This is a genomic window from Cellulosilyticum ruminicola JCM 14822 (assembly GCF_001311925.1).
Taxonomy (GTDB): Bacteria; Bacillota; Clostridia; order Lachnospirales; family Cellulosilyticaceae; genus Cellulosilyticum; species Cellulosilyticum ruminicola.
In genome coordinates this window covers 12,674-37,289 of sequence record NZ_BBCG01000001.1, presented here as the reverse complement: position 1 = coordinate 37,289, position 24,616 = coordinate 12,674, and the positions used below count along the sequence as shown (strand labels likewise).

The window sequence follows — 24,616 nt, the reverse complement described above, 5'->3', positions numbered from 1 at the left end:
CTCCTTTTTTCGAATGCAATACTTATTTAAAGAGCTTATTACTGCTGTCCTAAAAGCAAAAATATAAAGCCTAGCGCAGCGACAACACAACCTGAAAGCCTAACTGCCATAACAGCACCGCTAACTAGCATTCCAAATTCTTCTTTATCATTCTCATCTAGTTTGGTTTTCGCCATGACAATACGTCTTGCAAAAAAGAAGACCATAAGACCAATAGCAAAAAGCACAAAACCTATCATACTCATGACGTGCACCTCCAAAACAAAATAAAAAGAGCTATATCATCCCATGTTAAACATAAGGACGATATAGCTCGCGGTACCACCTTAATTCCCTGCGTAATATATCACGCAAAGCGCTCTTAGCTATAACGGGCTTTCCCGCTATTTTCTACTTAATTTCAAAAATAGTGCTCCAAAGCTACCTTCCAATAGACCTTTCATAAGAAGACTTTCAGCGTATCATCTTCTCTCTCTAAACGGGGTTTCTATCGTACTCCTCTTTATCATTGCATCATTCATTCGATTACTACTATTTTATGCACCTTTTTGCGCTTTGTCAAGCATGTGATTTTCTTGGTGCTTTTTAATCTTTTGTGTCACAACAGCTTTTAGATTAGAATCTTCCTGCATCACAAGTATTTCTTTCCATAATTCTTGCTCATAAGTATTCAATCCTTGCAACTGCTCCTCGGTCTTTTGATATTCTACTTTTACATTTTTTAAGGCATTTACTTTTTTAGGATTTAGTGCCCATTCTGTAAGATTGTCAATATAATCAATATTAATATGATGTTCTTTTAAAATCGCAAGCATCTTGTCCTCTATTTGACTGAGTGTCTCATTCATCTGTAAATATACTTTTTCATTATTTTTATTCTTCACATAACGTGTATAGTACATTTCTAATTTAGCAGCACTATCTACTCCTAGTTTATGATATTGAAAATCTAAATAACGCATTTGATGGAAATAACGAATCTTAGATTTATTTAAATATCTTACTGCCTTTTGCTGTAAAATCGTATTACGCTCTAAGGCCTTTTCAATACGTTCTTTAGCATATAATAAACCAGCCAAGAATAAAACGAGTAAAATTGTTGCAAATGTTAAGTAAAACCACACAGCTTCTCTTAAGACTTGCATAAGGGCAAAAATAACAAGAATCCCAATCCCAATAAGCCCAATAAACACAATGCTAAACCCTTTTAAAAAGCTATAACCGCTTAGCAGGGACTCTCTCTCTTCTAAAAGTTCTTCCCTTTCTTCACGTAAATAATACATATTATTTTCAGTTTCTCGCTTACGTTTCTCAGCTTCTTGCATTTCCTTAATAATATCTGGAATTTCATCTTCATAAGGCACAAGTCTCATAAGGGCTGCATTTTGATTAATGAGTCTTCCCTTTAAATTTTGTTTTTTTTCTTCAATAGCCTTAGCTCTACCAGCAAGTACATTTAAAGCATTAATGGTTTTCTTATCCAACGCTTCAAACCTTTTTGTTTCTTCTTCCTTAACTGCTAATGTAGCAAGATACTCTGTTACCCTTTGTTTTTTAGTGACCACAGACTCTAACTCATTAAAAACTTCTTCTACAGATTTCTCATCCATTATGGTATCCTGTTTAAACATCATTTTATGCGTTAATGCCTGCCATAAGTTCTTTAGTCCTTTCACTCTATTCCCCTCAACTTTTATATTTATATTTGTATGTTTTATATTATCACATTTAATCCCTAGTTAATAGTACAATAAAATGCCCTTATCATAACTTAAATTATAATAAGGCATTTTGTTCATATGCACAGATTAGTTAAGTACATCGCCGATTGTAACTTTTTCATCTTCTGCTTGCATATATTGTGCCATATCTTCATTTACTTTAGCATCTACATCTTTTAATGTAAGGCCAATTTTTTTAGCTTCTTTATCAAGGTTAACGATTTTAGCCTTAACAACTTGACCAAGTTCTAATACTTCTTCAGCTTTATTAATACGTTTTTCTGATATTTGTGAAATGTGGATAAGGCCTTCAACATGTTCACTAATTTTAGCAAATGCACCAAAGTTTGCGAAACGAGTAATTGTTGCTTCAACTACTTGATCTTTTTCTAAGTTAGCTGTTTCAAGAATCCATGGATCTACTGTCATATCTTTGTGGCTTAATGCAATTTTACCTGTTTCAGCATCAACAGCTGAAATAATTACATCAATTTTGTCTCCTTCTTTTACAACATCTGAAGGATGTTTGATATGTGTCCATGAAAGTTCATTATTGTGTACAAGTCCTTCAACGCCACCAAGATCTACGAATGCACCGTATGGCATTAATTTTGTAACTGTACCTGATACTTTTTCCCCTAGAACAAGTGTAGCAAGTTTAGCTGCTTTAGCTGCTTTAGCTTTTTCAGCAGAAAGTCTTTTAGCTGATAAAACAAGTTTTTTAGCTTTTGGATCAAATTCGATGATTTCTACTTCTACATCTTTACCTACATATGCATTTAAATCCTCTACATATGTATGAGAAATTTGAGAACCTGGAATGAATCCACGAAGTCCTTTAAATGGTGTTACTACCCCGCCTTTTACTACTTCTTTAATGTGAACTGTGAATGTTTCTTTGTTTTCAAATGCTTTTTGTACTTCGTTAAGAGTTTCTTGTACTTCAGCTTTTCTTTTAGAAACGATTACTTCTTCATCATCGATTTTTACAACAACTACGTTAAATTTGTCGCCTTCTTTAACTACTGTTTTATCTACTTCTTCGAAAGACATTTCTTCCCAAGGAATGAAACCATCTTTTTGAGATCCAATATTAACGCTTACACCTTTTTCTTGAACAAGAATAACTGTTGCTTCAAGCACTTGTCCTCTATATATACGCGCCATTGATTTATCTACTTCTGCCATTAAGTCTGCCATGGTGAGATTGTTTTCTTCCATTTTAGTACTCCTCCTTCGTTATCTTACATATACTCTCTTATTATACACATTTATAAATGAAAAATATAGTATATTTAAAAGTTTTATGTATTAAATTAGTTTTTGCTACTTGTTACAGTATTTGCAAATATGATAGCTTCTATGTGATTAATCTTCTTTTTCCCAACCCATGACTGTGCGAATAGTTTCTGTAAGCTGTGCTGTCATTTTTTCATGTGTTTTTTCACTTGGATGCCAGTCAGTACCTATACCATCTGCTTCATCTTGCACTTCAAAAGGCATATCTATAATTCTTGTATCTTTTTGTTCTAAGCTAAAACGTGCCACTTGCTTATTAATTTCAGGATATAGCTCTTGTCCCATAGCTCCTAATGTACAGATAATCATAGCATTTTTATTATTGTCTCTAATGGTCTTTAAAAATTCATAATAGCTCTCACCAAATTCTGCAATACGGCTTGTATCTACTTTTGTATAGCTTGTATCGTTTGTGCCTAAGTTGACTACTATACATTCAGGTTGAAACTTCTGAAAATCCCAAGTCTTATATTCTTTATGGCCTAAAGTATTTTCAAGCCCTCTATCTAAATATGGATAAATCATAGGCATAAGCCAGTCATTATTAATATCCCCTGTATCTGTCCATGATGAAACGATTCCTATCCCACTCCATGAAATAAGATGGAAATCTGCACCGAAATATCTTGCTGTCCTTGCCGCATAAGCTTTCCAAGGATCTTGTTGCTTCGTTGAAAAAGTATCTACATTCCATACCCCTTCGATGCCATAGCCACATGTAATAGAATCGCCTATAAACTCTATCCTATGTTTGGCTTCTTTTACGTCCAATGGTAATAACTCACCCTCAACTTCAAAGCCTTTGACACCTACTTTAGCAAAGGCAGCTTCTGATAACTTCATAAGCTTAATATGTACCTTCTCCTCTGACGTGTTTTCATAAAGTATATAATCTTTTTCCTCTTCTTCTAACATAAAGTACTTAGATGGCATATCTTCCCCATTAATAAAAACAGCCATCTTTGCAAGGAAATTTTCCTCCCCTTTATGTCCATCTGTCCAAAGTCTTACACTAACTTTCTTACTCTTACATGTAAATTCTAAAGAAGTGCAAGAATAGTTTAAGTAAACTACTTCTCCTTCTGTATAAACTCTGCCACGTATTTTAATATTTTTATTTATCCCCTCAACTCTCATTTCCCTGCTCCTTTGTCATGTATTTACCTTAAATATATCATAGTATTTATTATTTTCAAAACAATTTAAGCTGATTTAAATTAAATTTTTAAAGTAATTTTTAAGGTAGATTACCCCAAAAAAACGCTTTATAAAGCTTATTAAACTTTATAAAACGTTTCAATTTTATTGATTTTTAATACGTTCAGCTAATTCGTTTAAGTACTCCCAACGCTCCATTTGGAACATAAGTTCTTCTTCTACTTTTTCTTTTTCTTCTGTAAGCTCTTGTAATTTTGCAAAGTGTGTTGAATTTGTTACCATATCTGCTTCAAGACTTTGAATCTTTTCTTCTAAAGCTTCAATAACACTATCAATTTGCTCATATTCTTTTTGCTCTTTAAAAGTAAATTTGAGTTTAGGCCCAGCCATATTTACTTTTTCTTTTTTAGATGTTGCTACTTTTTCTTTTTTCACTTCCATAACTTCTGCTTCCTGCATTTTGCGTGCATGATAATCAGAGTAGTTACCTGGTGTATAAACGATTTGTCCTTCTCCTTCATATGCAAAAATCTTATCCGCAATACGATCTAAGAAGTAACGGTCATGGGATACTGCAATAACAGGTCCATTAAAGTTATCAATGAAATCTTCTAATATTTGAAGTGTGTAAATATCAAGATCATTTGTAGGTTCATCTAATAAAAGGACATTAATATCTTCCATTAAAACACTTAATAAATAAAGTCTCCGTTTCTCTCCACCTGATAATTTTTCTATAGGCGAATATTGAAGAATAGGTGGGAATAAGAATTTCTCAAGCATTTTACCTGCTGATACCATTGTGCCATCTGCAAGTTTCACTTGCTCTGCTTTTTCTTTGATATAATCAATCACACGGAGCTTCATATTCATATCTTTGCTTTCTTGTGTGTAGTAACCAATTTTAACTGTATCTCCAATAGCTACACTACCTGTGTCTGGTGTAAATTTTTCTGCAATAAGATTAAGGAGTGTAGATTTACCCATCCCATTATTTCCAACGATTCCGATACGGTCACCTCTTACTACTGTATAAGTAAACTCTTTAATGACGCATTTGCCATCAAATGTTTTGCTTACATCTTTAAGCTCAATGATTTTCTTACCTAAGCGGCTTGTACCAAGAGCGATTTCCATAGTTTGTTTATTATTGCCACCCATACGTTCTTCTAATTCATAGAAACGTTCTTGTCTCGCTTTTTGTTTGGTACGTCTTGCTTCTACGCCTTTATGCATCCATTCAAGTTCTTGTTTATATAAACTTGCATCTTTTTCTCTTTGACGCTCTTCAATTTGTTCACGTAACATCTTTTTTTCAAGGAAAGCTTCATAGTTTCCTTCATATCTATAAACTTTACCCTGATCAAGTTCAATAATGCGGTTTGTAACACGTTCCAAAAAATAACGGTCATGTGTTACCATAGCAAGGGCGCATTTTTTAGTCTTAAGCATATTTTCAAGATAATCGATTGTATCATTATCTAAATGGTTAGTTGGTTCGTCTAAAATCAGTAGGTTACAAGGACGAATAAGAGCCCCTGCTAGGGCAATTTTCTTACGTTGTCCCCCTGATAAATTGGCAACTTTTTGCTCAAAATCATTGATACCTAATTGTGTTAAAATGGCTTTTGCTTCACTTTCAAGCTGCCAAGCGCCTTGTGCATCCATTTGTCCACTTAAATCCATAAGCTCTTTTTGAAGCTTCTCATTCATTAGGTCCTTTTCTAATTGCTGCGCTACTCTTTCATATTCACGAAGCACTTTCATAATAGGTGAAGTTCCTTTGAAAACTTGTTCAAGTACTGTAGACTTTTCATCAAAATATGGATTTTGAGGTAAGTACTCAATCACAAGTTCATTGGATGTAATTACTTCTCCTTGATCTGGTACTTCTAATCCTGCCATAATTTTTAAAAGGCTGCTTTTCCCTGTCCCATTAACACCAATAATCCCTATTTTCTCATTACTATCAATACTAAAGGCAATATCATCAAAAATGACTTTCTCACCATAAACTTTTTTAATATTACTAACAGACAATAAAATCATAATTGTTCCTCTTTCTTTAGAGAGTCTATTAAAGCCTAATTATAAATTTATTCTTTAACATTCTCTTTTGTATGATTTAACCGTATATAAGAAGTCACTGAGGAAGGCTTCTCTCTCTTTAATCTTATATACGTATAACTTGCAAATAAAAATGCACTAACTATCCCACAAACAATATCTTCCATTGTGTCTTTAAGGCTGCCAAGCTGGGTAAAACTACTTAGGATTTGATCTGCTAAAAACTCACACATTTCCCAAATAGCTGCGCCTGTTACCGAAAAAGTAAAAATAAATAAGGTAATAATCATATACTTTTTGTTTTTAAACAAACTATAATCACTATCTAAGCTCATTAGACAAACAAGTCCTATATACCCTAATAAAAAGCCAGAACTAAAATGAAGTAAAATATCCCACCAAAATAGACTGTCATATAATCTAAGATAAGTGCCAAGCCACTGACACCCTAATATAAAAATGACATACCACATGCTGGCCTTACCTGGCACCTTCTTTTTTGTAAGCCATCTATAGGCTTCTGGTAAGAAGGTCAATATTAAACTACCAAGTAAACCTAGTCCCTTCCCCCATTGTCCTAAAAACAATATCCAAATACCATTGACAATAAAAATAAGCCGACATGCATTCATAATTATTTTACTTACTTTCATCATTAATCTCCTTTAATAATAAAATCATTGTAAAATTCTTAATTACTTTGCTTATTTTATGTACTCCTCATATTTTTAATCCACTTTTATCTTTATATAACACTTATGCTTCGGTATCATGCATAAAATGTAACAGCATATTTTCACAACATGCCCCTGTTTCTGGACAAATGTGCGGTGACTCCATTTCTTCTTCAGGTGAAAAGCTCACCCAATAAGCTGGCACAATATGTACATAACCACATATTTCACATTTGTAAAAATAATTTTCCATCTTGGTGCCTCCTTAAAGTTTTAATGCTCTTTATTATTATAGCATAAATCTAAGCATTTTCGCTCATACTATGAATGCATCCAAAACAAAGATGCACTGGCACCCAACACACCCTGTCATACTTCCATCATTTTTAAGATTTTGAATCACCATCGTTCTATTTAAAAGAAATCAAAATTATCAGTAAGGATTTTTGTTTCTTTTATGCTGCAACTAGAACGATCCTTAGCCTTATCCATCAGGAAGTGATAACCCTATCGCTTTCTACAATATAAGTAGTTTGGAGAACATTCTTATATTGTTTCAACTTAGACTCACGTCTATCTTCTTAAGTAAAGAGAGTAATGTACCCACATTACTCTCTTCTCCATTTTTTAGAATACATATAAAAAGGTCATCTACAAATAGTTAAATATTGTTAGATGACCTTTTTATTGCTTAAACTCTATCTAAATATATAATTTTAAGCATGGCAAATAGACAGAATACTTATCTAATTTGCGATTACGCGTAAGCCATTGATAGTCATTCATTTGTTCAATAATCCCTAGTAAATTTTCTTTAATTTGTGTTGCGTAGCTAGTCATTAATATGCCTCCTTGAAGTTGTATATCATCAAGGGGCTTCGCCGCAAATTTTATAGATTTTGTCAAACTTTTTTACATAAAAAATACCCAAGTACCGGTTTAAGTACTTGGGTATTTAAGAAGTATTCTAAGTTCAATGTCTTAACTAAATGACATTGATGCCCATGGACATCCACTTTTTTAACGATTATTTATTTTTTTGAAGTTTAAGAACTCATCGTAAGTACCGATACGGTCGATTGTTCCATCTTCTGTAATTTCAATAATACGGTTTGCGATAGTTTGCATGAATTGGTGGTCATGTGATGTGAAAAGAACATTTCCTTTGAATTCAATAAGACCATCATTTACTGCTGTAATAGACTCAAGGTCTAAGTGGTTAGTTGGTTGATCTAACATGACAACGTTAGAACCAGAAAGCATCATACGAGAAAGCATACATCTAACTTTTTCTCCCCCTGATAATACTTTTGCTGGTTTAAGAGAATCTTCACCTGCAAAGAGCATACGTCCAAGAAAACCACGGAGGTAACTTTCTGTTTGATCTTCAGAGTATTGACGAAGCCAGTCAATAAGGTTTAATTCACAGCCTTCGAAGAACTCTGTATTATCTTTAGGGAAGTATGATTGAGATGTCGTAACACCCCATTTGAAGCTTCCTTCATCTGGCTCCATTTCACCAGCTAAAATTTTGAATAATGTTGTTTGTGCAATTTCATTTTCCCCAATGAAAGCAATTTTATCATCTTTATTTACACGGAAACTTACATTGTTAAGTACTTTAACACCATCAATAGTTTTAGAAAGACCTTCTACTGTAAGGATTTCATTTCCTACTTCACGATCTGGTGTGAAACGTACGAATGGATATTTTCTAGAAGAAGCAGGCATTTCATCAAGTGTTAATTTATCTAATAATTTACGACGAGATGTAGCTTGTTTCGCTTTAGATTTGTTAGCAGAGAAACGTTGAATGAAGTTTTGAAGTTCTTTAATTTGATCTTCTTTCTTCTTGTTTTGTGCTTTCATTAAGTGTTGCATCATTTGACTTGATTCATACCAGAAGTCGTAGTTACCTACGTACATTTTGATTTGACCAAAGTCGATATCTACAGTGTGTGTACATACTGTATTTAAGAAGTGACGGTCGTGAGATACTACGATAACTGTACCTGGGAAGTCTAATAAGAAGTCTTCAAGCCATTCTACTGAATCGATATCTAAGTGGTTAGTAGGCTCATCGAGAAGAAGGATTCCTGGTTGGCCAAATAAAGCTTGTGCAAGGAGAACTTTAACTTTTTCCCCACCTTGAAGTTCTTTCATTTGTAAGTAGTGAAGATCTGTTCCAATTCCAAGACCTTGTAAAAGTTGAGATGCTTCTGAATCAGCTTCCCATCCATTCATTTCTGCAAACTCACCTTCAAGTTCAGCAGCTCTTTCACCATCTGCATCAGAGAAATCTTCTTTAGCATAAAGTGCATCTTTTTCTTGCATAATTTCAAAAAGTCTAGCATTTCCACGGATAACTGTTTCAAGAACTTGACACTCATCATATTGATAGTGATCTTGTTTAAGAACAGACATACGAATATTTTTTGGAATTGCGATTTCACCTGTTGTGCTATCAAGCTCACCAGATAAGATTTTTAAGAAAGTAGATTTACCAGCACCATTTGCTCCAATTACCCCATAACAGTTGCCAGATGTAAATTTAAGATTAACATCTTTAAATAGTGTTCTTCCTGCAAATTGCAGGCTCATATTATTTACTGTAATCATCTATTTTATCATCCTTTATCTATAGATTTCATGACTTAAGTTTAAATAAACTTAAATATGACATTCTTTTCTTTGAAATCTACCCTTCGGGTGATTTACTTCAACATTGTGTATTATACCACACTTTAGGAATCATTGACCATATAAAATCCTTATTTTTTATACAAGTCTCCTTAATGTATCATATAATACATCTAATTCATTTTCAATTTGAATAATATGAATTCCCATTCCTTTAGCCCGGTCTAATGTACTACTTTTAGCAGGAGGCATAGTCGTCACAAGTACTTTGATACTTTCCGGACCACCTAGTCTCGTCGTATAAACCTCTAGCTCATTTAAGGTCTGATAATCATATTTTTCTGTATCCTTGCACGAAATACATACGAGACGGTTCTTAAGTGTGGCCACTACATCTAGCTCATTGTGCACATGCTTTTTACTCATATGCCATGCAAATTTAAATCCAGTATGCACATCACTAATTTCTGGAATTTGTTTCATATAGTAATACGTTACATGCTCTAACCATGATCCACTACTTAAATAATGCTCAAGCTCCTTATTTTGTGCATAAACGCGTAAACTCACTTTACTTTCTGTAAAAGATTTTATCCAATTTATTTCTTTTAAATACGTAAGATATTTATTTAAAGCAATCTTTTGCTGTGGTGTAAGTCCTTCACTTTTGATTTCAAAATAAAATTCCTTTTCATAAGAAGGACTAAAATACAGATAGGTTGGCTTAAATAAATGCCTAATTTCTGAAAAAGTATCTTTGTAATGAATCAGCAAGAAACGTAGCATCTGTTCATATAATGGCGTTTCATATTTACACCGTTCATCTTTTAAAATTTCACCCCCTTCTAGGGCTAAATAATCTTTCACCTCTAGAGAGCCTATTACCTTCGATAAAACTTCACTTTTCACTTCTCCTTCTTCAAATATATAAAGACTATTTTGCTTAATATCTGGATAAAGCATGGTAAAAGACTGCTTTAAATTTGCAATGAGCAGTGCTTCTAGAGGCGAACTTCCAGCTAAATTAACAACAACATCAGGATTTAAATAAACCAAAAGCTTTTCTTTTAAAGCTAAAGGCTCCTCTTTATCATATAAAAGTATTTCCGGCTCTATTCGGGGCATAGCTGCTTTCATATAATTGAGTACTTGCTGTAACTTACTTTCAGGCGTTAACTTCTGACTTGAAACAAGTATAATTTGCTGAGGCTTTAGAATTTTTGTAAGTAATACCATTTCATCATTAAAATTTTCAATGAAATTGATTAGTGTATGCCACTTATTCATGTTACATCTTCTCCTAAATCTTTCTATAAACCTTATTCTATATAAAAAAGCAGTTAAATATACCCTTGTATATTTAACTGCTTTTTACGTTCTCTATAGTTTATAATCTTTTAAGCTTACTTCTAATTCAGCTGTAATTTCAACAAGATTAGCTCCTGTACCAGCCAACATTTCACATGAGCCCATTTGCGCATTATTTACATCTGTTAATGTATTTGTTAATGCTTGTTGATTTTCTGATGCCTCTGTTAACTTATGCATAATTACTACTGTTGCATCTTTGTCTTCACCTAATGTTTGAATAGATTTTGTAAACATTTCTAATTGTAACATCATATCCTACATTACAACTTGTGTATCCGTAAATTACTTACTGCTTCTTCAATTTGTGTAACAAGTTTACTACTCTCATCAAGTTCACATACTCCTTCACTAATAAGATTTATCTCTGTATTAATCTCATTTACCATTTCTTGAATTTGCTCTGTAAATTCAAAAGTATCTGTAGAAAATGTTTTGATTTCATCTGCTACAATTCCAAAACCTCTACTAGTTTCCCCTACTCTTGCTGCCTCAATTGAAGCATTAAGTGCTAATAAGTTTGTTTGTCTTGTAAATTTACTACTTTTGTATTATATGTTGAGTGATTTATCTCATTTTGCATTTTCCCTACAATATCTAAGAGACTACTTACAACTGTTTGTGTAATACTTGCTTTTTCATTTAATGCCTTACGCATTGATAAAACCTCTTGTGTCATCTCTCCGATTTCATTGTTGCTTTGTAAACCGATCTCTGCCCCCTCTAATGCCTTAAAGTCAAATTGTGCTGTTGCATTAATAAGTTGTCTAATGCCTGCAATTGGACGTTTTACAAAATAACTTGTGCCTATAGAAATACCGATAATTTGTACAAGACATAGTAATGCTAAAATACCTTTTAACATAACTTTAAATCTCTTAATACTCACTAAAATATCTGTAGCATTATAATCTATGGCTAAGGCTACTATCTCATCATCAGTCATAACTGCAATAGGTGCTACTACTGTAATACGTTTTTCTTTTGAACGTTCATAGATATCTGTTACATATTCCCCATCTTTAAGCATTGCTTCATATTCCACGTCTAAATTCTCAGGCTTTAATTGAGTTTCTAAAAGTGTATAGTCCTCGCTACCCTCTACTTTGGGAGCAATTAAATAATATGCTGATTCACCTTTATTTTGGTATACTGATACATAAATGAACTTTGCATTAAACCCCTCTAAATACTGATAGAGTTCTTGATAGGCATCAATTGTCATATTCTGACTTTCATACACTTCATTTACTAAATCTTTATTTAACCCTTACATCATACTATGAATAAGCTCGATACTGCTTTCTGTATAATAACTACGTGTACTTTTACTATACAAGTGCCCAACTATACTAGCGATTCCTACATTAAATACAATTAGCAATGCCGTGCATACTAAAACTAATTTTTTTCCTACACTTAAATTCAACTTTCTCATTTTTCCCTCTCAAAACTATATTCATTACACCATTTTACATATATTAGCAATTTTGAAGCAGTTTTTTAAGATTAGCGAATTATTTCTTTGGTATGTTTTATGGTTGTCTTCATATGATATAAATAAGAATCATTTTAGGAGGTTAACTATGGATATTTTTACTTCTTTTGCAAACTATATGATTTATCTTATTGAGAAGCTAGGCTATATAGGGATATTCTTTGTCATCGGCCTTGAATATGCCTGTTTTCCTATTCCCAGCGAAGTTGTACTCCCCTTTGTTGGCATGAGTATTCCACAAACTTCACTTTCGTTTTTACCGAGTTTCTTAATAAGTATCGTAGCCGGATTATTTGGCTCACTTATTTGTTATGCCATTGGTTTATACGGAGGCGAACCACTACTACATGCTTTAGCAAAACGTTCATCAGGACTTCAAACTGCTCTAGATAAGTTTGATGATTGGTTTGTAGCTTATGGCCGCTGGGCCGTACTTCTTACTCGCATTGTACCACTTACACGCACTTATATTTCACTTTTTGCTGGTGTCAGTCATATGCCACTTCATGAATTTTTGCTTTATTCTTCTACTGGCATTGCCCTTTGGAACCTTGTTTTAATGTCCATTGGCTTTTATATAGGTAACAACTGGGCATTAATTGAGCAGCTTTTAAATACTTATAGCAATATTGCCCTTGGAGTTCTTGCAGCCCTTGTCATTAGCTTTGTCATCATGAAATTTTATAAAAAAGGAAGAATTTAATTTATTCTTATACTCTTCATGTGTGCGTATTATACTTAGGTTTAGGTTATACTTTTAAATACTTACAAGAATATATATCTACGCATGAGGAGGATTTATAAATGTCTAAAAAATTAGCACTGCTTGTAGAGGGCGGTGGAATGCGTGGGGCTTTCACAGCTGGTGTGTTTACAGCTTTTAAAGAATATCACTTAGAGTTTCCTTATATCATTGGTATTTCTGCAGGTGCCAATTTGGCAAGCGACTATTTATCTAATCAATGTGAACGCAATAAACGTATTTATACTAAGTGGGTGGCTGATAAACGCTTTTTAAACCTTAGCAATTTCTTAAAAGAAGGCTCTTACTTCGGTCTAGACTTTCTCTATAATGAATTAGGCTATAAGCTAGATCCCTTTGATTTTGAAACCTTTTATAAGACCAATACTTGTTTTAAAGTAGGTGTCACACACTGTCGCACTGGAAAAACATTTTATATGCTGCCAGCTAAGGCACGTAGTGAGGAAGAAACTTTTCTGATGCTTCGTGCTTCAAGTAGTATTCCTAGCGTTTCAAAACCTGTTTTAATCAGGGGACAATATTATTTAGACGGCGCCAGTGTCAATGGCATTCCTATTGATAAGTCTATTGAAGATGGTAATACACATCATATTTTCATTTCTACACGTAATCGTGGCTACCGTAAAGCTTACTCTAAAAGCGCACATATACTGGCTCAAAGAACGCTCCGCGCTTACCCTGAGCTTATAAATGGCATGGCTCATCGGCATATTCACTATAACAATTCATTAAAACTACTAGAGGAATTAGAAAAAGAAGGCAAGGCTTTTATTATTGCCCCACCCCATCCATTAGAGTTAGATCGTTTTGAAAAAAACGTGGATAAGCTTAAACTACTTTATGAAGATGGTTATAAAGCAGCCACGGCTTGTATGCCACAGTTAATTGAATTTATGAAGTAAAGAAAGAGGTGTCGCAAAATTATAAATAACATTGTGACACCTCTTTTATTTTTACTTGATAATATCTGCAAATTTTGCTTTTACTATGTCTTCAAGAACAGATGGGGCTAATGTGACTTGATAGCCTACTTTTCCTGCACTAAAAGTCATTTCACTAAGTGACTGTGCACTTATATGAATGATTGTAGGGAATAACTTTTTCATGCCAATAGGACTACAGCCCCCATGAATATATCCTGTTGTTTTTAAAAGTTCTTTTTGAGGAATCATTTCCATACTCTTTTCTCCAACTGTTTTACTTGCTTTCTTTAAATCCAGCTCATTATCAACAGGAATTACAAATACATAGTTTAATTTGCTATGCCCCACTGCCACTAATGTTTTAAATACTTGTTCTTTAGGTTTATGAATCTTTTCGGCAACTGAATTCCCATCAATCTTGCCATCTGCCACTTCGTATGAAGTCATCTCATAAGCAATCTTTGCTTTGTCTAAAATTCTCATGACATTTGTTTTAGCATTTGCCATTTTTTAACCTCCTTTACTTAAGAAGGACTTGTTAGGCGTTCTAACTCTTCAAGGTATTTAAGTGCCTCATCGCGTGAGTGCCCACACATTTCTTTCTCAGGTGCTAAAGCACCACATACTTTAGGTCGTCTTGAATCTAAAAAGATTTTACAACGATTATTTTCATCTAATTGAATGCAACGCTCACCTGCTTTTTTTCCATTCGGCATTCCCGGTATGGGAGAACTAATAGACGGTGCAATACAACAAGCTCCACAAAAATCACGACATTCCATATTACTAGCCTCCTCATCTCTTAACACTTTATCTTCTTAAGCATTTATTTATATATATCCTACTGTAGGGTATATGTCAAATCCTATTGTTTATTGTAGCATATTGCCTCCTTAAAGTGAACTCATTCCAATTTTGAATTACTTCCTTAAGTGATTTCTTCACTTGAAAGGGCAACCTTCTTGCCTAGGGCTGTTAAATCGTACTATAATGAATTCAAATTTAAATTTAAAGGAGTTTTTATGCGTTATATGATTATTTCTGATATTCATGGCTCTTCACTTTTTTTAGAAAAAGCTTTAAAAAGATTTTATGAAGAAGCTTATGATTACCTTATTATTTTGGGAGATATTCTTTATCATGGACCACGCAATCCTATTCCAGAAGGTCATAATCCCAAAATTGTTGTAGAACTTTTAAATCCTATCGCTTCTAAAATCATTGCTTGCCGTGGTAACTGTGAAGCGGAAGTCGATCAAATGCTATTAGAATTTCCTTGCCTTGGGGATTATAGTCAAGTTTTCGATGAAGGCGTACGACTCTTTGCTACACATGGCCATTTATATACATCGGAAAACTTCCCTAAAACAGGTAATCCTGAAGTCTTCTTATATGGTCACACTCACCTTTGGGAACTCAAAAAAGAGGGAAATGTCATTGTATGTAATCCAGGTTCTCTTACACTGCCAAAAGGAAACCGCCCACATACTTATGCAACTTATGAAAATGGCACAATAACAGTTTATACTTTAGAAGGCGAAAAATTATCCACACTTAATATTTAATAACAATATATTTTCTTGAATATTAATTAAAATATTATATATATTAAGCATTATTTATGCTATTATAATACTATAAACACCGCAGTTTATCTTAATTATTTTACATTTTCTACAAATCATGATAGTATGATTATCATAATCATTTTATTTGAAAAAGGAGTTTATTCATTATGGATAAAGGTAAAGTATTAGCCATCGTAGATGGTAGAGAAATCACAGAATCAGATTTCATGGAACTTGTTCAATCTATTGGACAAAACGCTATGCAATTCCAATCTCCACAAGGTCAAAAGCAACTTCTTGATGAATTAGTAACACAAGAGTTACTTTACTCAGAAGCTAAAGAATTAAAACTTGAAGAAGAAGAAGAATACGTAGAAGCATTAGCTCATATGCAAGCTACATTACTTAAACAATACGCTATGCGTAACCTTTTAAACAATGTTACTGTAACACCAGAAGAAGTTAAAACTTACTTCATGGCACACAGAGATGCTTTCAAAAAACCTGAAACAGCTAAAGCTAGCCATATCTTAGTAGATACAGAAGATAAAGCTAAAGAAATCCTTGCTAAAATTCATGGTGGTCTTGACTTTGCTGAGGCAGCTAAAAAATACTCTAGCTGTCCATCATCTGCACAAGGTGGAAGCCTTGGTGAATTTACAAGAGGACGTATGGTTCCAGAATTTGATGCAGCAGTATTCGCTATGGAAGTTGGTCAAGTTTCTGACCCAGTTAAAACTCAATTTGGTTACCACATTATCAAATTAGATGACTTCTCTCCAGAAGAACCATCTAAACTTGAAGAAATTGAAAACCAAGTAACAGATCAATGCTTAAATGCAAAACGTCAAGATATCTATCTTGCAAAAAAAGAAGAACTTTCTAAAAAATATACAGTCGAAATGAAATAATTCATTTAGAAAAGGCGACCTAGTAAAATTAGAAATAATCTCACTAGGTCGCTTTTTCTATTTTATCTATTTAAAATTAAAACTTCTAATTCTACTGGTGATTTTGCTAAATACTTAGCATCAGCTGATATAAGTTCCTCTTTTGTTCTAAATCCCCAAAGGACACCCACTGATGTCACCTGGGCATTTGCTGCTGTATACATATCAATATCAGAATCCCCAATATAAATACAATTTTCTTTTGCAACATTTAATGTATTTAACAATTCATAAATACCTACTGGATTTGGCTTACTAGGAATGCCTTCTCTTTGACCAATGACCTCTTCTACCAAGCCTTTGAATTGACGATCTACTAGTTCCTGAGCATACACTTGTGCTTTATTGGTAAGCACAGCACATTTCACACCTTTTGCATTTAAGCTTTCAAGCATTTCTAAAATGCCGTCATAAGGCTTTGTATACTCCTCACTATGGGCTGCATAATATGCATCAAATACGGCTTTTACTTTTAAAACATTTGCTTCATCTCTCACTTCTTCTGGTAATGCACGTTCAATAAGTTTATAAATTCCGCTACCTACAAAGTATTTGCATGCTTCTATATCATGTGTCTTATACCCAAAATAAGCTAATGCATGATTGCATGCATTACATAAATCTTGGATTGTATCTAATAATGTGCCATCTAAATCAAATATGGCTAATTGGTACATACGCTTTCCCCCTGCTTTTGTAAATCATTTATTTTATCATAATCTATAACCAACTATTTTATTGTTTTTATATTTCCTCTACATTATAACTTATCTAGTTTATAATTTTGGTAGCTGTACAGGCAGCTGTTTTGTTACCTCTAACGTATCTTCCATCACCTTATATTCATAAGCCAAAATCTTAACACCCTTCTTACTGGCCTTATATAAAGCTTTTGCAAATTTAGGATTTCTTGCTACATGGAAGGTAAAATATTCCATCTCACCTATCTGAATTACAAATAAAACATAATCTTCTTGTTCAATCGTTGCACCCTTTATTTCCATAAAGGCCTTTTCATGAACTGACTCTAAATAAAAATCAAAGCGTGAGTTCCCATAGGTTTTCTCACGTTTGATTTGTGTTAGTGGCTCTCCCATATCAGGCAGTTTAATCACTCCATTTTTAATAGCCTCTTCGAATACTGTATTAGGTAGCTGGGAATCAATGTACACTAGCCTTTTTCCACCGTAATCAAAGAATAATTAGTTTTACGATTAGGATTATTATGATGCTGCACATAAACTTTGACCCCTAGCACTAGTAATTCTTTGCAACGCCCTGTATTTTTCACATGCACTTTTCAAGTCTGCCATCTATTTCGCAATAGGCAATAAAGCGGTTTGGTCTTTCCTTGAAAATAGCTTCTCTTACTTTTTTATAATACATGGCACTTCTTCTTTCTTTAAAATTATTTTTCATAAACAGATCGGCTAAGTATTCCGATGTATGGTAAGTTTCTATAGTACTCCGCATAATCAATGCCGTATCCTACAATAAATTCATCAGGTACTTCATAGCCTACATATTTTACATTTACATTTATTTTACGTCTTGAAGGCTTATCTAGAAGTGTACAGATTGCCACGCTCTTAGGCTTTCTAGTCATTAAATTTTCTTTTAAATAACTCAGTGTTAATCCGCTATCAATAATATCTTCTACAATTAAAATATGGCAATTTTCAATGCTTTGCTCTAAATCTTTAATGATGCGCACAACGCCTGAAGACTCTGTAGCATTCCCATAACTTGAAACAACCATAAAATCTAATTTTAATGGTAACTTAATATTACGTACCAAATCACTCATAAACATATTCGAACCTTTTAAAATACCGACTACTAAAAGATTTTGTCCCTCATAGTCTTTTGTAATTTGCTGGCCCAGCTCCGCTACACGCCTTGCTAATGCTTCTTGTGAATATAAAATCTTTTCAATGTCTTGTTTCATGTTAACCTCCACAAATTCGAACTTTTTCTTAATTATAACACAAAAGGTTCGACTTAGGAATAATTATATAGTAACTTTAGAGATTTTCTTTAATACCACAATAATTCTGAATAATCGCCTCAGCTACTTCAATACCATCTACTGCCGCAGAAGTAATTCCACCAGCATATCCAGCACCTTCTCCTGCTGGATAAAGTCCTTCAATATTACTCATATATCCCTCATTACGTGGCATACGTACTGGTGAAGAACTTCTTGTTTCAAAACCTGTAAATACAGCTTCTGGATGAGCAAATGCTTTCATTTTTTTACCGAAAGCCTGCATTCCTTCACAGATGGCTTCACTCATAAATTCTGGAAGAACTTCACGCATATTCACAAATTTTACACCTGGCTTATAAGTTGGTTTGACAACACCAAGTTCAGTTGTTGTTTTGTTATTTAAGAAATCTCCTACAAGCTGTACTGGCGCTTTGTAATCTCTTCCACCAAGTTCAAAGGCAAGTGTTTCAAGTTCTCTTTGTAAGATTACTCCAGCAAGTGGATGCTCGCTTGGATAATCTTTTGGTCCTACATTTACTAGGATAGCACTATTAGCATTTTTCCCATCACGGCATGTTCACTCATTCCATTTGTTACGAGGCTCCCTTCTTCTGAACCAGAAGCAATAACATACCCACCAGGACACATACAGAAACTATATACAGTACGTCCATTTTCACAGTGATGTACAAGTTTATACTCAGCTGCTCCTAATTTTTCATTATCTTTAAATTTCCCATATTGTGCTTCATTAACCCAATCTTGAAGATGTTCTACACGCATCCCCATAGAAAATGGTTTTTGTTCCATATGCACCTTGGCATTATAAAGCATCTCAAAAGTATCACGGGCACTATGTCCAATAGCCATAATACAATGTTCTGTATCAATACGCTCGTTGCCATTCACTTCTACACCACATACTTTATTATTTTCTACAAAGATATTTGTGACTTGACTGTTAAAACGGTAAGTCCCACCCAATTCAATAATTGTTTGGCGAATATTTTTTACAACATCTCTTAAAATATCTGTCCCCACATGTGGTTTATTTTTATATAAAATATTTTCTGGTGCCCCAGCAATTACAAACTCTTCAAGTACTTTATGACAACGTTTGTTTTTAATCTGTGTTGTCAGTTTCCCATCTGAAAACGTCCCTGCGCCCCCTTCTCCAAATTGTACATTTGACTTAGGATCTAATTTACCTTCTTTCCAAAAACGCTCAATATCATTAACACGCTCATCTACAGCTACGCCGCGTTCTAATAAAATTGGCTTAAATCCTTGTTGTGCAAGCATTAAAGCTGCAAATAATCCACTAGGCCCGCTTCCTACTACAACTGGTGAATGATTCATTACTTTATCCCCTTTAGGTGGACATATATACTGAGCGCTTGCATGTTTTAAATTAGGGAATTTCGCTAAAAGCTTTTCATCTTTTGTTGTTTCCACATCTACTGTGTATACTAATTTAATATCATCTTTTTTACGTGCATCTATGGCTTCTTTAAAAATCATATAACTTAAAATATCTGCTGTTTTGATCTTAAGTTTCTTCGCAATTTTAACTGGAAGCATTGCAATATCTTCATTTAAATCTAGTTTAATATCTTGTACTCTAATCATTATTTTTCCTTTCTACTTACTACAGTTTATGCCAGCTATGTAGCCTGTAGCCCATGCCCACTGTAAATTATATCCACCGCAGTCACCATCTACATCTAAGATTTCACCTGTTACATATAAATGCGGTGCTTTAAGTGACGCCATTGTTTCTAAATCTATTTCATCTACGCTAATGCCTCCTGCTGTAACCTGCGCATACTTATAACCTCTAGTCCCTTGTGTTTCAAATGGAAAGCCTTTTAAAACTTTTACAAGGTGTTCTACTTCTTCATATTCTAAAGTATCGCAATTTCTATGAATGCTATTAATATCGGCACATTTTAAAACAGGTACAATGACACGTTTATTTAAAAATCCCATAAGTAACAATTCTATGCTGCGTTCTGGTTTTGCAGCAATACGTTCATAAATCATTGCTACTACCTCATCATAACTTTGTTCTGGCACTAAGTCTAGTGTCACCATTGCTTTTTTCTTTTGGATATGGGCACATGAGATATTGCGGCTGATTTGGAAAATCGCTGGTCCTGAAAGACCATCTTCTGTAAATAATACTTCTCCAAACTCCTCTCTTTCACATTTGCCATTTACATAAGCACTTGCTACTGCTTTTACTTTTGTCCCTTTCATCATTTTACAGTAAGGTGAACTTGAAAGGGCATGTACTAAAATTGGATAAGTTGGTATGACTGTGTGACCTAATTTTTTAAGAATTTCATAACCTAAGCCATCGCAGCCTAAAGACGCATTAGCAAGTCCACCTGTAGCCATAATGACTTTCTCCGCCATATAAACTTCTCCACTTTCAGCTTCTACTTCCCATACACTTTTTTTATTTTTAAGGCCTACTACTTTTACCTCTGTTAAAACATCTACCTCTAATTCTTCAAGTTCCATACGTAATACATCTAAAACACTGTTGGCTTGTTCTGAACGTGGATAAACTTTTGTTCCTTCAATTAAAGGTTCAATACCTAATTCCTTGAAAAATGCTTCTGTTTTTCCATAATCAAATGCTTCAATTGGTCCAAATATTGCCTTTTGACTTCTACTATGGAAATGCTCTGGTTTTAAATTCGTATTACTCACATTACAGCGACCATTTCCTGTCACAAGTATTTTCTTCCCAATACGATTTAAACGTTCTAATATAAGTACGCTTTTTCCTTCTCTAGCTGCTGTAATAGCTGCCATCATCCCTGATGCCCCGCCACCTATAATTATAATATCATTCATAATTAATCCTTTCTAAACAGACAATAAGGCTACCTACCGGTAGCCCTAGCTTTGCTGATGTCCTTGTAATATATGATCTATATAACTTTTATCTTTAATTAACTTGTCTTTTTCATCTTCCGTAATGCGCCATCCTCTTTTTAGCTCAGCAGGAAGTGTTCCTCTAAGAGATGAATCAACTTCTATCTCTTCAGAATGTCCATTACTATCTATAATATACAGTCTGCCTTCTATATCAAGTTTTAATTCATAGACATCTTTTTTATTATTTTCAACTACTTTTTCTAAAATCACTTTAACGTCACTAAATGTCACAAGCTCATACTCTGGATAATGTTTTTTCAGTGAGTCTGCATCTTCACCAAAAAGTGCACCACCAGGAATCTGAACCTTCTCGATTACTTTTCCAGATTTATTGACATTTTGTAAAATCACTTCTGTATCTATTCCTATACGTGGCACCTCTTCTTTTAATTCCACTAATGTGTGAGCACTTTGTTCGTCTTTTGTTACTGCCATATCCCTTTGAGAATTTGGCATTTGTAAAGTAACTAAATACGCTACTATGAAAAAAAGAAGAAATGCAGTGATGCCCAATAGTAAACTCATACGATATTGATTTTTCTTTAACATTGCATTCACATCCTTTGTATAATTCAACCTATTGAGATTATGTGTAAAATCTCAGTTTTTATACATAAGATGCAAATATTTTTAGAATTTTTTATAAATTATTTTTCTCAAATAAACGAATAATTTTTCTTCCACCTGGTAACATAGCTAAATCTGATTTTGTAATTGTTTTTGTTAAAATACCTACGAAGAAATAAATAATTGCTGCTAATGGCATCACAATGATAATTGCAAATCTAGCCCCCATAAGCTTTGTAAGTCCAAAATAAATTGGATAAGAAAGTGCGCCCATAAGTACTGCACTAATTGTAGGTTTTACAAGAAGCTTATTCCAGCTTAATCTCATATTTAATTGCTTGCATAAATAATAAATATTTAAAATGGCATAAATTAAATAACAGATTGTTGTACTATGAATAAATCCAAAGATATTTAACACTGGAATTTGTAAAAATGCAATATTAATAAGTACTTTAATACCACATGCTACAATTGCATTAATTGTTGGAATACGTTGTAAGCTCATTCCTTGTAAAATACCTGCTGTAAGCTGTGCAAGGGAAATTACAAAAATACCAATGGCTCCTTGTATTAAAACTTCTGAACCTGCCATGTCTCCATGAAGGAGTAAGAAAATAGGTTTCGCATAAAGCATAAAACCTATCGCACAAGGTGCCGCTAAAAGCATCCCTACTTTTAAAATAAGCTTTGTTTTTTTACGGATTTCTTTGTAATCTTTAATTGAAGCTGCCGCAGCTACAGCTGGTACAGCTGCAAGTCCTAACTGCATAACTAAACTTGCTGGGATATTCATAAATGTCCCATATTGATAGCTCATTTGACCACTTAATTCTCTAACAACCTTAGCTGTTTCCATTGTATCCGCACCGGCTACTGGCACTAAACCAATTTGGCCATTTGCTTTTAAGAAATCCACAACGTTTGGTAAGTATGTTGAGATCATAGATTGATCAATGAATGTCATAATTGAAAAAATAGATGTACTAATAATAACAGGAATCATCATACCTAAAATTTGTTTTAGGATTGTTCCTGTTGATTCATATTTGTACTCTACACTTTGTGCGATTTCTGATTTAATCACTGGACGTTTCTTTTTATAAAGTAACATCAAAACAATAAAACCTGCCACCGCCCCTGTTCCTGTTCCAAGGGCACTACCAGTTGCCCCATATACAACAGATGTTTTAATAAGTATTGAAGCAAAAAGTACACTAAAGATTACATTGACAATTTGTTCAACAACTTGTGAAATAGCTGTCGGTGACATATCTTCGTTACCTTGGAAATAACCTCGCATAACTGCCAGTGTTGTAGCAATCATAACCGTTGGTGCGAGTGCGCGGATTGGCAGTACCACACCAGTCTGAGATGGGAAGAATTTTGCTTGAATCCAATCTGCCCCAAACCACATACCTAATGCTAAAACAAAAGCACCAGCTAAGCAGTAAATCAGTGCAATGTGAAATACACGCTGCGCTTCGCGGTGTGCGCCTGCTGCTTTACGCTCCGCAATTAATTTCGATAAAGCACCTGGAATAGCAATCGCTGTAAGGGTTAAAATCATAGCATATACAGTGTATGCTACACCATAAAGCGAATTACCATCATCTCCTAAGATATTACGGATTGGAATACGATAAAGCATTCCAATAATACGACTTGCAAGTACACCCATACTTAAAATCATTGCGCCTTTCATAAGGCCCTGTTTATTATTTGTACCTTCCATATCATTCCTCTGCTTTTCTTTTCTATATTTACACTAAAAAATATTTTATCATATTTTATCATGTAGTACACCCTTTTTACTAACTTATTTTATGGGCTTGTCTATTTTCAAATAATAAACATAGCCTAAGATACAAAATCTTAAACTATGTTTATCACTCGCCTATCTCTTATCACTGCTTGGTAATTCTGGCAGCAAATACACAATAGGCTCTCTTTTTAAAATCATTTCATAACGCTGCATAATCTCAGGATACTGCTTATTAAAGATCACAAACTTTTCAATTGTTTTCAAGCTATCATAAGATAAATACTGCTGCATAGCCTCTTTCTCAGTCTCTTTATTTTTTTCAATATGGAGAATATTTAAGAATTCATCAATGAGCTGATTTCTAGCCATCAAATACTGCGCTACCTGTTTGCCCTGATCTGTCAGCCTAAGGGGCTGATACGCAGAATACGTAATATACTTTTGATAATGAAGACGTTGTAATGCTTGCACAGCCTTTTGCAAGGGTTGATTCATCTCTCTTGCAATTTCAGTACTCTTTAACTCTTTATCTCCATTTATTCTTTCATAAATGCACAGTAAATATTTTTCTAAGCTGGCAGATAACATGTACATTTCCCCTTTTTAATTGCTTCTATTAAATATATGCCAATTTTTTCCTCAACATGAATATTATTCACATTTTCATCATTTATGAATTGACACCACAACTATTTGCATATTAAAATTGTGAAGAG

29 protein-coding genes, 1 pseudogene and 1 other annotated feature are annotated in these 24,616 nt (G+C 33.8%); of the genes and pseudogenes, 4 read left to right on the top strand and 26 right to left on the bottom strand.

The genetic code is table 11. The features are described from left to right. Window positions 1–38: 38 nt before the first annotated feature. From JCM14822_RS00200 to JCM14822_RS19815, 14 genes are all read right to left on the bottom strand, one after another. Complete coding sequence (locus tag JCM14822_RS00200) at window positions 39–245, bottom strand: hypothetical protein (RefSeq protein WP_054738563.1); 207 nt, start codon at window positions 243–245, stop codon at window positions 39–41. A 51-nt stretch (window positions 246–296) separates the two neighbouring features. Then, window positions 297–518, bottom strand: a binding site (T-box leader). An 18-nt stretch (window positions 519–536) separates the two neighbouring features. Beyond that, the gene (locus tag JCM14822_RS00195) at window positions 537–1,676 is read right to left on the bottom strand and encodes a hypothetical protein (protein WP_054738561.1); all 1,140 of its coding nucleotides are present in this window, start codon (window positions 1,674–1,676) and stop codon (window positions 537–539) included. 132 nt (window positions 1,677–1,808) lie between these two features. Continuing rightward, window positions 1,809–2,942, bottom strand: a complete 1,134-nt coding sequence (gene rpsA, locus JCM14822_RS00190) for a 30S ribosomal protein S1 (RefSeq protein WP_054738559.1) — start codon at window positions 2,940–2,942, stop codon at window positions 1,809–1,811. A gap of 147 nt (window positions 2,943–3,089) precedes the next feature. Continuing rightward, window positions 3,090–4,157: an SGNH/GDSL hydrolase family protein gene (locus JCM14822_RS00185; protein WP_054738557.1), complete on the bottom strand. Its 1,068-nt coding sequence runs from the start codon at window positions 4,155–4,157 to the stop codon at window positions 3,090–3,092. A 165-nt stretch (window positions 4,158–4,322) separates the two neighbouring features. Further along, window positions 4,323–6,227, bottom strand: a complete 1,905-nt coding sequence (locus tag JCM14822_RS00180) for an ABC-F family ATP-binding cassette domain-containing protein (protein WP_054738554.1) — start codon at window positions 6,225–6,227, stop codon at window positions 4,323–4,325. A 47-nt stretch (window positions 6,228–6,274) separates the two neighbouring features. Then, the gene (locus tag JCM14822_RS00175; RefSeq protein WP_054738552.1) at window positions 6,275–6,898 is read right to left on the bottom strand and encodes a hypothetical protein; all 624 of its coding nucleotides are present in this window, start codon (window positions 6,896–6,898) and stop codon (window positions 6,275–6,277) included. A 103-nt stretch (window positions 6,899–7,001) separates the two neighbouring features. Continuing rightward, window positions 7,002–7,172: a hypothetical protein gene (locus JCM14822_RS19825; RefSeq protein ID WP_157047559.1), complete on the bottom strand. Its 171-nt coding sequence runs from the start codon at window positions 7,170–7,172 to the stop codon at window positions 7,002–7,004. A 449-nt stretch (window positions 7,173–7,621) separates the two neighbouring features. Further along, window positions 7,622–7,759, bottom strand: coding sequence for a hypothetical protein (locus JCM14822_RS19820; protein WP_157047558.1), 138 nt, complete (start codon window positions 7,757–7,759; stop codon window positions 7,622–7,624). Between the two features lie 180 nt (window positions 7,760–7,939). Continuing rightward, window positions 7,940–9,538 carry an ABC-F family ATP-binding cassette domain-containing protein gene (locus JCM14822_RS00170; protein ID WP_054738550.1) on the bottom strand — a complete coding sequence of 533 codons (1,599 nt, stop codon included), beginning with the start codon at window positions 9,536–9,538 and terminating at the stop codon, window positions 7,940–7,942. Between the two features lie 159 nt (window positions 9,539–9,697). Next, the gene (locus JCM14822_RS00165) at window positions 9,698–10,846 is read right to left on the bottom strand and encodes a Card1-like endonuclease domain-containing protein (RefSeq protein ID WP_054738548.1); all 1,149 of its coding nucleotides are present in this window, start codon (window positions 10,844–10,846) and stop codon (window positions 9,698–9,700) included. Between the two features lie 93 nt (window positions 10,847–10,939). Further along, window positions 10,940–11,179, bottom strand: a complete 240-nt coding sequence (locus JCM14822_RS00160; protein WP_054738546.1) for a hypothetical protein — start codon at window positions 11,177–11,179, stop codon at window positions 10,940–10,942. A gap of 11 nt (window positions 11,180–11,190) precedes the next feature. Continuing rightward, window positions 11,191–11,424 (bottom strand): methyl-accepting chemotaxis protein, encoded by a 234-nt coding sequence (locus JCM14822_RS18875; protein ID WP_083461180.1) that lies wholly within the window; start codon window positions 11,422–11,424, stop codon window positions 11,191–11,193. A 14-nt stretch (window positions 11,425–11,438) separates the two neighbouring features. Next, window positions 11,439–12,152, bottom strand: a complete 714-nt coding sequence (locus JCM14822_RS00155) for a hypothetical protein (RefSeq protein ID WP_054738543.1) — start codon at window positions 12,150–12,152, stop codon at window positions 11,439–11,441. Between the two features lie 45 nt (window positions 12,153–12,197). Next, window positions 12,198–12,365, bottom strand: coding sequence for a hypothetical protein (locus JCM14822_RS19815; RefSeq protein WP_157047555.1), 168 nt, complete (start codon window positions 12,363–12,365; stop codon window positions 12,198–12,200). Window positions 12,366–12,513: 148 nt separating this feature from the next. On the opposite strand from JCM14822_RS19815, the gene JCM14822_RS00150 reads away from it, so the two are divergent. Then, complete coding sequence (locus JCM14822_RS00150; protein ID WP_054738542.1) at window positions 12,514–13,128, top strand: DedA family protein; 615 nt, start codon at window positions 12,514–12,516, stop codon at window positions 13,126–13,128. A 101-nt stretch (window positions 13,129–13,229) separates the two neighbouring features. Then, window positions 13,230–14,090, top strand: a complete 861-nt coding sequence (locus JCM14822_RS00145) for a patatin-like phospholipase family protein (protein WP_054738540.1) — start codon at window positions 13,230–13,232, stop codon at window positions 14,088–14,090. Window positions 14,091–14,141: 51 nt separating this feature from the next. Here JCM14822_RS00145 and ybaK read toward each other — a convergent pair whose 3' ends face one another. Then, window positions 14,142–14,618, bottom strand: coding sequence for a Cys-tRNA(Pro) deacylase (gene ybaK / locus JCM14822_RS00140; RefSeq protein WP_054738538.1), 477 nt, complete (start codon window positions 14,616–14,618; stop codon window positions 14,142–14,144). Between the two features lie 17 nt (window positions 14,619–14,635). Further along, a complete protein-coding gene (locus tag JCM14822_RS00135; RefSeq protein ID WP_054738536.1) occupies window positions 14,636–14,893 on the bottom strand; it encodes a YkgJ family cysteine cluster protein in 258 nt (85 codons plus the stop codon). Window positions 14,894–15,133: 240 nt separating this feature from the next. On the opposite strand from JCM14822_RS00135, the gene yfcE reads away from it, so the two are divergent. Both yfcE and JCM14822_RS00125 read left to right on the top strand, forming a co-directional pair. Beyond that, complete coding sequence (yfcE, locus tag JCM14822_RS00130) at window positions 15,134–15,676, top strand: phosphodiesterase (RefSeq protein ID WP_054738534.1); 543 nt, start codon at window positions 15,134–15,136, stop codon at window positions 15,674–15,676. Between the two features lie 170 nt (window positions 15,677–15,846). Then, on the top strand, window positions 15,847–16,590 hold the full coding sequence (locus tag JCM14822_RS00125) for a peptidylprolyl isomerase (RefSeq protein ID WP_054738532.1): 744 nt from the start codon (window positions 15,847–15,849) through the stop codon (window positions 16,588–16,590). Window positions 16,591–16,652: 62 nt separating this feature from the next. Here JCM14822_RS00125 and JCM14822_RS00120 read toward each other — a convergent pair whose 3' ends face one another. From JCM14822_RS00120 to JCM14822_RS00085, 10 genes and pseudogenes are all read right to left on the bottom strand, one after another. Then, window positions 16,653–17,306: an HAD family hydrolase gene (locus tag JCM14822_RS00120; protein WP_054738530.1), complete on the bottom strand. Its 654-nt coding sequence runs from the start codon at window positions 17,304–17,306 to the stop codon at window positions 16,653–16,655. Window positions 17,307–17,405: 99 nt separating this feature from the next. Then, window positions 17,406–17,801, bottom strand: coding sequence for a DNA/RNA nuclease SfsA (locus JCM14822_RS23330; protein ID WP_054738528.1), 396 nt, complete (start codon window positions 17,799–17,801; stop codon window positions 17,406–17,408). After that, window positions 17,801–17,887 (bottom strand): hypothetical protein, encoded by an 87-nt coding sequence (locus JCM14822_RS24320; RefSeq protein WP_304502426.1) that lies wholly within the window; start codon window positions 17,885–17,887, stop codon window positions 17,801–17,803. Before JCM14822_RS24320 ends, JCM14822_RS23330 begins: the two co-directional genes overlap by 1 nt. A 29-nt stretch (window positions 17,888–17,916) precedes the next feature. After that, window positions 17,917–18,048, bottom strand: a complete 132-nt coding sequence (locus tag JCM14822_RS23325; protein ID WP_304502425.1) for a hypothetical protein — start codon at window positions 18,046–18,048, stop codon at window positions 17,917–17,919. Next, window positions 18,038–18,577 carry a hypoxanthine phosphoribosyltransferase gene (hpt, locus tag JCM14822_RS00110; RefSeq protein ID WP_054738526.1) on the bottom strand — a complete coding sequence of 180 codons (540 nt, stop codon included), beginning with the start codon at window positions 18,575–18,577 and terminating at the stop codon, window positions 18,038–18,040. The genes JCM14822_RS23325 and hpt overlap by 11 nt, the downstream gene beginning before the upstream one ends. A gap of 76 nt (window positions 18,578–18,653) precedes the next feature. Continuing rightward, window positions 18,654–19,402 (bottom strand): annotated as a pseudogene (locus tag JCM14822_RS23320) (NAD(P)/FAD-dependent oxidoreductase). An 858-nt stretch (window positions 19,403–20,260) separates the two neighbouring features. Then, window positions 20,261–21,484, bottom strand: coding sequence for a BaiN/RdsA family NAD(P)/FAD-dependent oxidoreductase (locus JCM14822_RS00100; RefSeq protein ID WP_054738524.1), 1,224 nt, complete (start codon window positions 21,482–21,484; stop codon window positions 20,261–20,263). A gap of 45 nt (window positions 21,485–21,529) precedes the next feature. Further along, the gene (locus JCM14822_RS00095) at window positions 21,530–22,117 is read right to left on the bottom strand and encodes a hypothetical protein (protein ID WP_054738522.1); all 588 of its coding nucleotides are present in this window, start codon (window positions 22,115–22,117) and stop codon (window positions 21,530–21,532) included. A 91-nt stretch (window positions 22,118–22,208) separates the two neighbouring features. Next, window positions 22,209–23,870, bottom strand: coding sequence for a putative polysaccharide biosynthesis protein (locus JCM14822_RS00090; protein WP_054738519.1), 1,662 nt, complete (start codon window positions 23,868–23,870; stop codon window positions 22,209–22,211). 162 nt (window positions 23,871–24,032) lie between these two features. Next, complete coding sequence (locus tag JCM14822_RS00085; RefSeq protein WP_054738518.1) at window positions 24,033–24,488, bottom strand: metal-dependent transcriptional regulator; 456 nt, start codon at window positions 24,486–24,488, stop codon at window positions 24,033–24,035. Between the last annotated feature and the right edge of the window lie 128 nt (window positions 24,489–24,616).

What these genes read in the sequence shown, in the direction of transcription:
- JCM14822_RS00200 (WP_054738563.1), bottom strand. Translation starts at nt 245, where the DNA reads ATGAGTATGATAGGTTTTGTGCTTTTTGCTATTGGTCTTATGGTCTTC.
- rpsA (WP_054738559.1), bottom strand. Translation starts at nt 2,942, where the DNA reads ATGGAAGAAAACAATCTCACCATGGCAGACTTAATGGCAGAAGTAGAT.
- JCM14822_RS00185 (WP_054738557.1), bottom strand. Translation starts at nt 4,157, where the DNA reads ATGAGAGTTGAGGGGATAAATAAAAATATTAAAATACGTGGCAGAGTT.
- JCM14822_RS00180 (WP_054738554.1), bottom strand. Translation starts at nt 6,227, where the DNA reads ATGATTTTATTGTCTGTTAGTAATATTAAAAAAGTTTATGGTGAGAAA.
- JCM14822_RS00175 (WP_054738552.1), bottom strand. Translation starts at nt 6,898, where the DNA reads ATGAAAGTAAGTAAAATAATTATGAATGCATGTCGGCTTATTTTTATT.
- JCM14822_RS19825 (WP_157047559.1), bottom strand. Translation starts at nt 7,172, where the DNA reads ATGGAAAATTATTTTTACAAATGTGAAATATGTGGTTATGTACATATT.
- JCM14822_RS19820 (WP_157047558.1), bottom strand. Translation starts at nt 7,759, where the DNA reads ATGACTAGCTACGCAACACAAATTAAAGAAAATTTACTAGGGATTATT.
- JCM14822_RS00170 (WP_054738550.1), bottom strand. Translation starts at nt 9,538, where the DNA reads ATGATTACAGTAAATAATATGAGCCTGCAATTTGCAGGAAGAACACTA.
- JCM14822_RS00165 (WP_054738548.1), bottom strand. Translation starts at nt 10,846, where the DNA reads ATGAATAAGTGGCATACACTAATCAATTTCATTGAAAATTTTAATGAT.
- JCM14822_RS00160 (WP_054738546.1), bottom strand. Translation starts at nt 11,179, where the DNA reads ATGTTACAATTAGAAATGTTTACAAAATCTATTCAAACATTAGGTGAA.
- JCM14822_RS00155 (WP_054738543.1), bottom strand. Translation starts at nt 12,152, where the DNA reads ATGACAATTGATGCCTATCAAGAACTCTATCAGTATTTAGAGGGGTTT.
- JCM14822_RS19815 (WP_157047555.1), bottom strand. Translation starts at nt 12,365, where the DNA reads ATGAGAAAGTTGAATTTAAGTGTAGGAAAAAAATTAGTTTTAGTATGC.
- JCM14822_RS00150 (WP_054738542.1), top strand. Translation starts at nt 12,514, where the DNA reads ATGGATATTTTTACTTCTTTTGCAAACTATATGATTTATCTTATTGAG.
- JCM14822_RS00145 (WP_054738540.1), top strand. Translation starts at nt 13,230, where the DNA reads ATGTCTAAAAAATTAGCACTGCTTGTAGAGGGCGGTGGAATGCGTGGG.
- ybaK (WP_054738538.1), bottom strand. Translation starts at nt 14,618, where the DNA reads ATGGCAAATGCTAAAACAAATGTCATGAGAATTTTAGACAAAGCAAAG.
- JCM14822_RS00135 (WP_054738536.1), bottom strand. Translation starts at nt 14,893, where the DNA reads ATGGAATGTCGTGATTTTTGTGGAGCTTGTTGTATTGCACCGTCTATT.
- yfcE (WP_054738534.1), top strand. Translation starts at nt 15,134, where the DNA reads ATGCGTTATATGATTATTTCTGATATTCATGGCTCTTCACTTTTTTTA.
- JCM14822_RS00125 (WP_054738532.1), top strand. Translation starts at nt 15,847, where the DNA reads ATGGATAAAGGTAAAGTATTAGCCATCGTAGATGGTAGAGAAATCACA.
- JCM14822_RS00120 (WP_054738530.1), bottom strand. Translation starts at nt 17,306, where the DNA reads ATGTACCAATTAGCCATATTTGATTTAGATGGCACATTATTAGATACA.
- JCM14822_RS23325 (WP_304502425.1), bottom strand. Translation starts at nt 18,048, where the DNA reads ATGAAAAATAATTTTAAAGAAAGAAGAAGTGCCATGTATTATAAAAAA.
- hpt (WP_054738526.1), bottom strand. Translation starts at nt 18,577, where the DNA reads ATGAAACAAGACATTGAAAAGATTTTATATTCACAAGAAGCATTAGCA.
- JCM14822_RS00100 (WP_054738524.1), bottom strand. Translation starts at nt 21,484, where the DNA reads ATGAATGATATTATAATTATAGGTGGCGGGGCATCAGGGATGATGGCA.
- JCM14822_RS00095 (WP_054738522.1), bottom strand. Translation starts at nt 22,117, where the DNA reads ATGTTAAAGAAAAATCAATATCGTATGAGTTTACTATTGGGCATCACT.
- JCM14822_RS00090 (WP_054738519.1), bottom strand. Translation starts at nt 23,870, where the DNA reads ATGGAAGGTACAAATAATAAACAGGGCCTTATGAAAGGCGCAATGATT.
- JCM14822_RS00085 (WP_054738518.1), bottom strand. Translation starts at nt 24,488, where the DNA reads ATGTTATCTGCCAGCTTAGAAAAATATTTACTGTGCATTTATGAAAGA.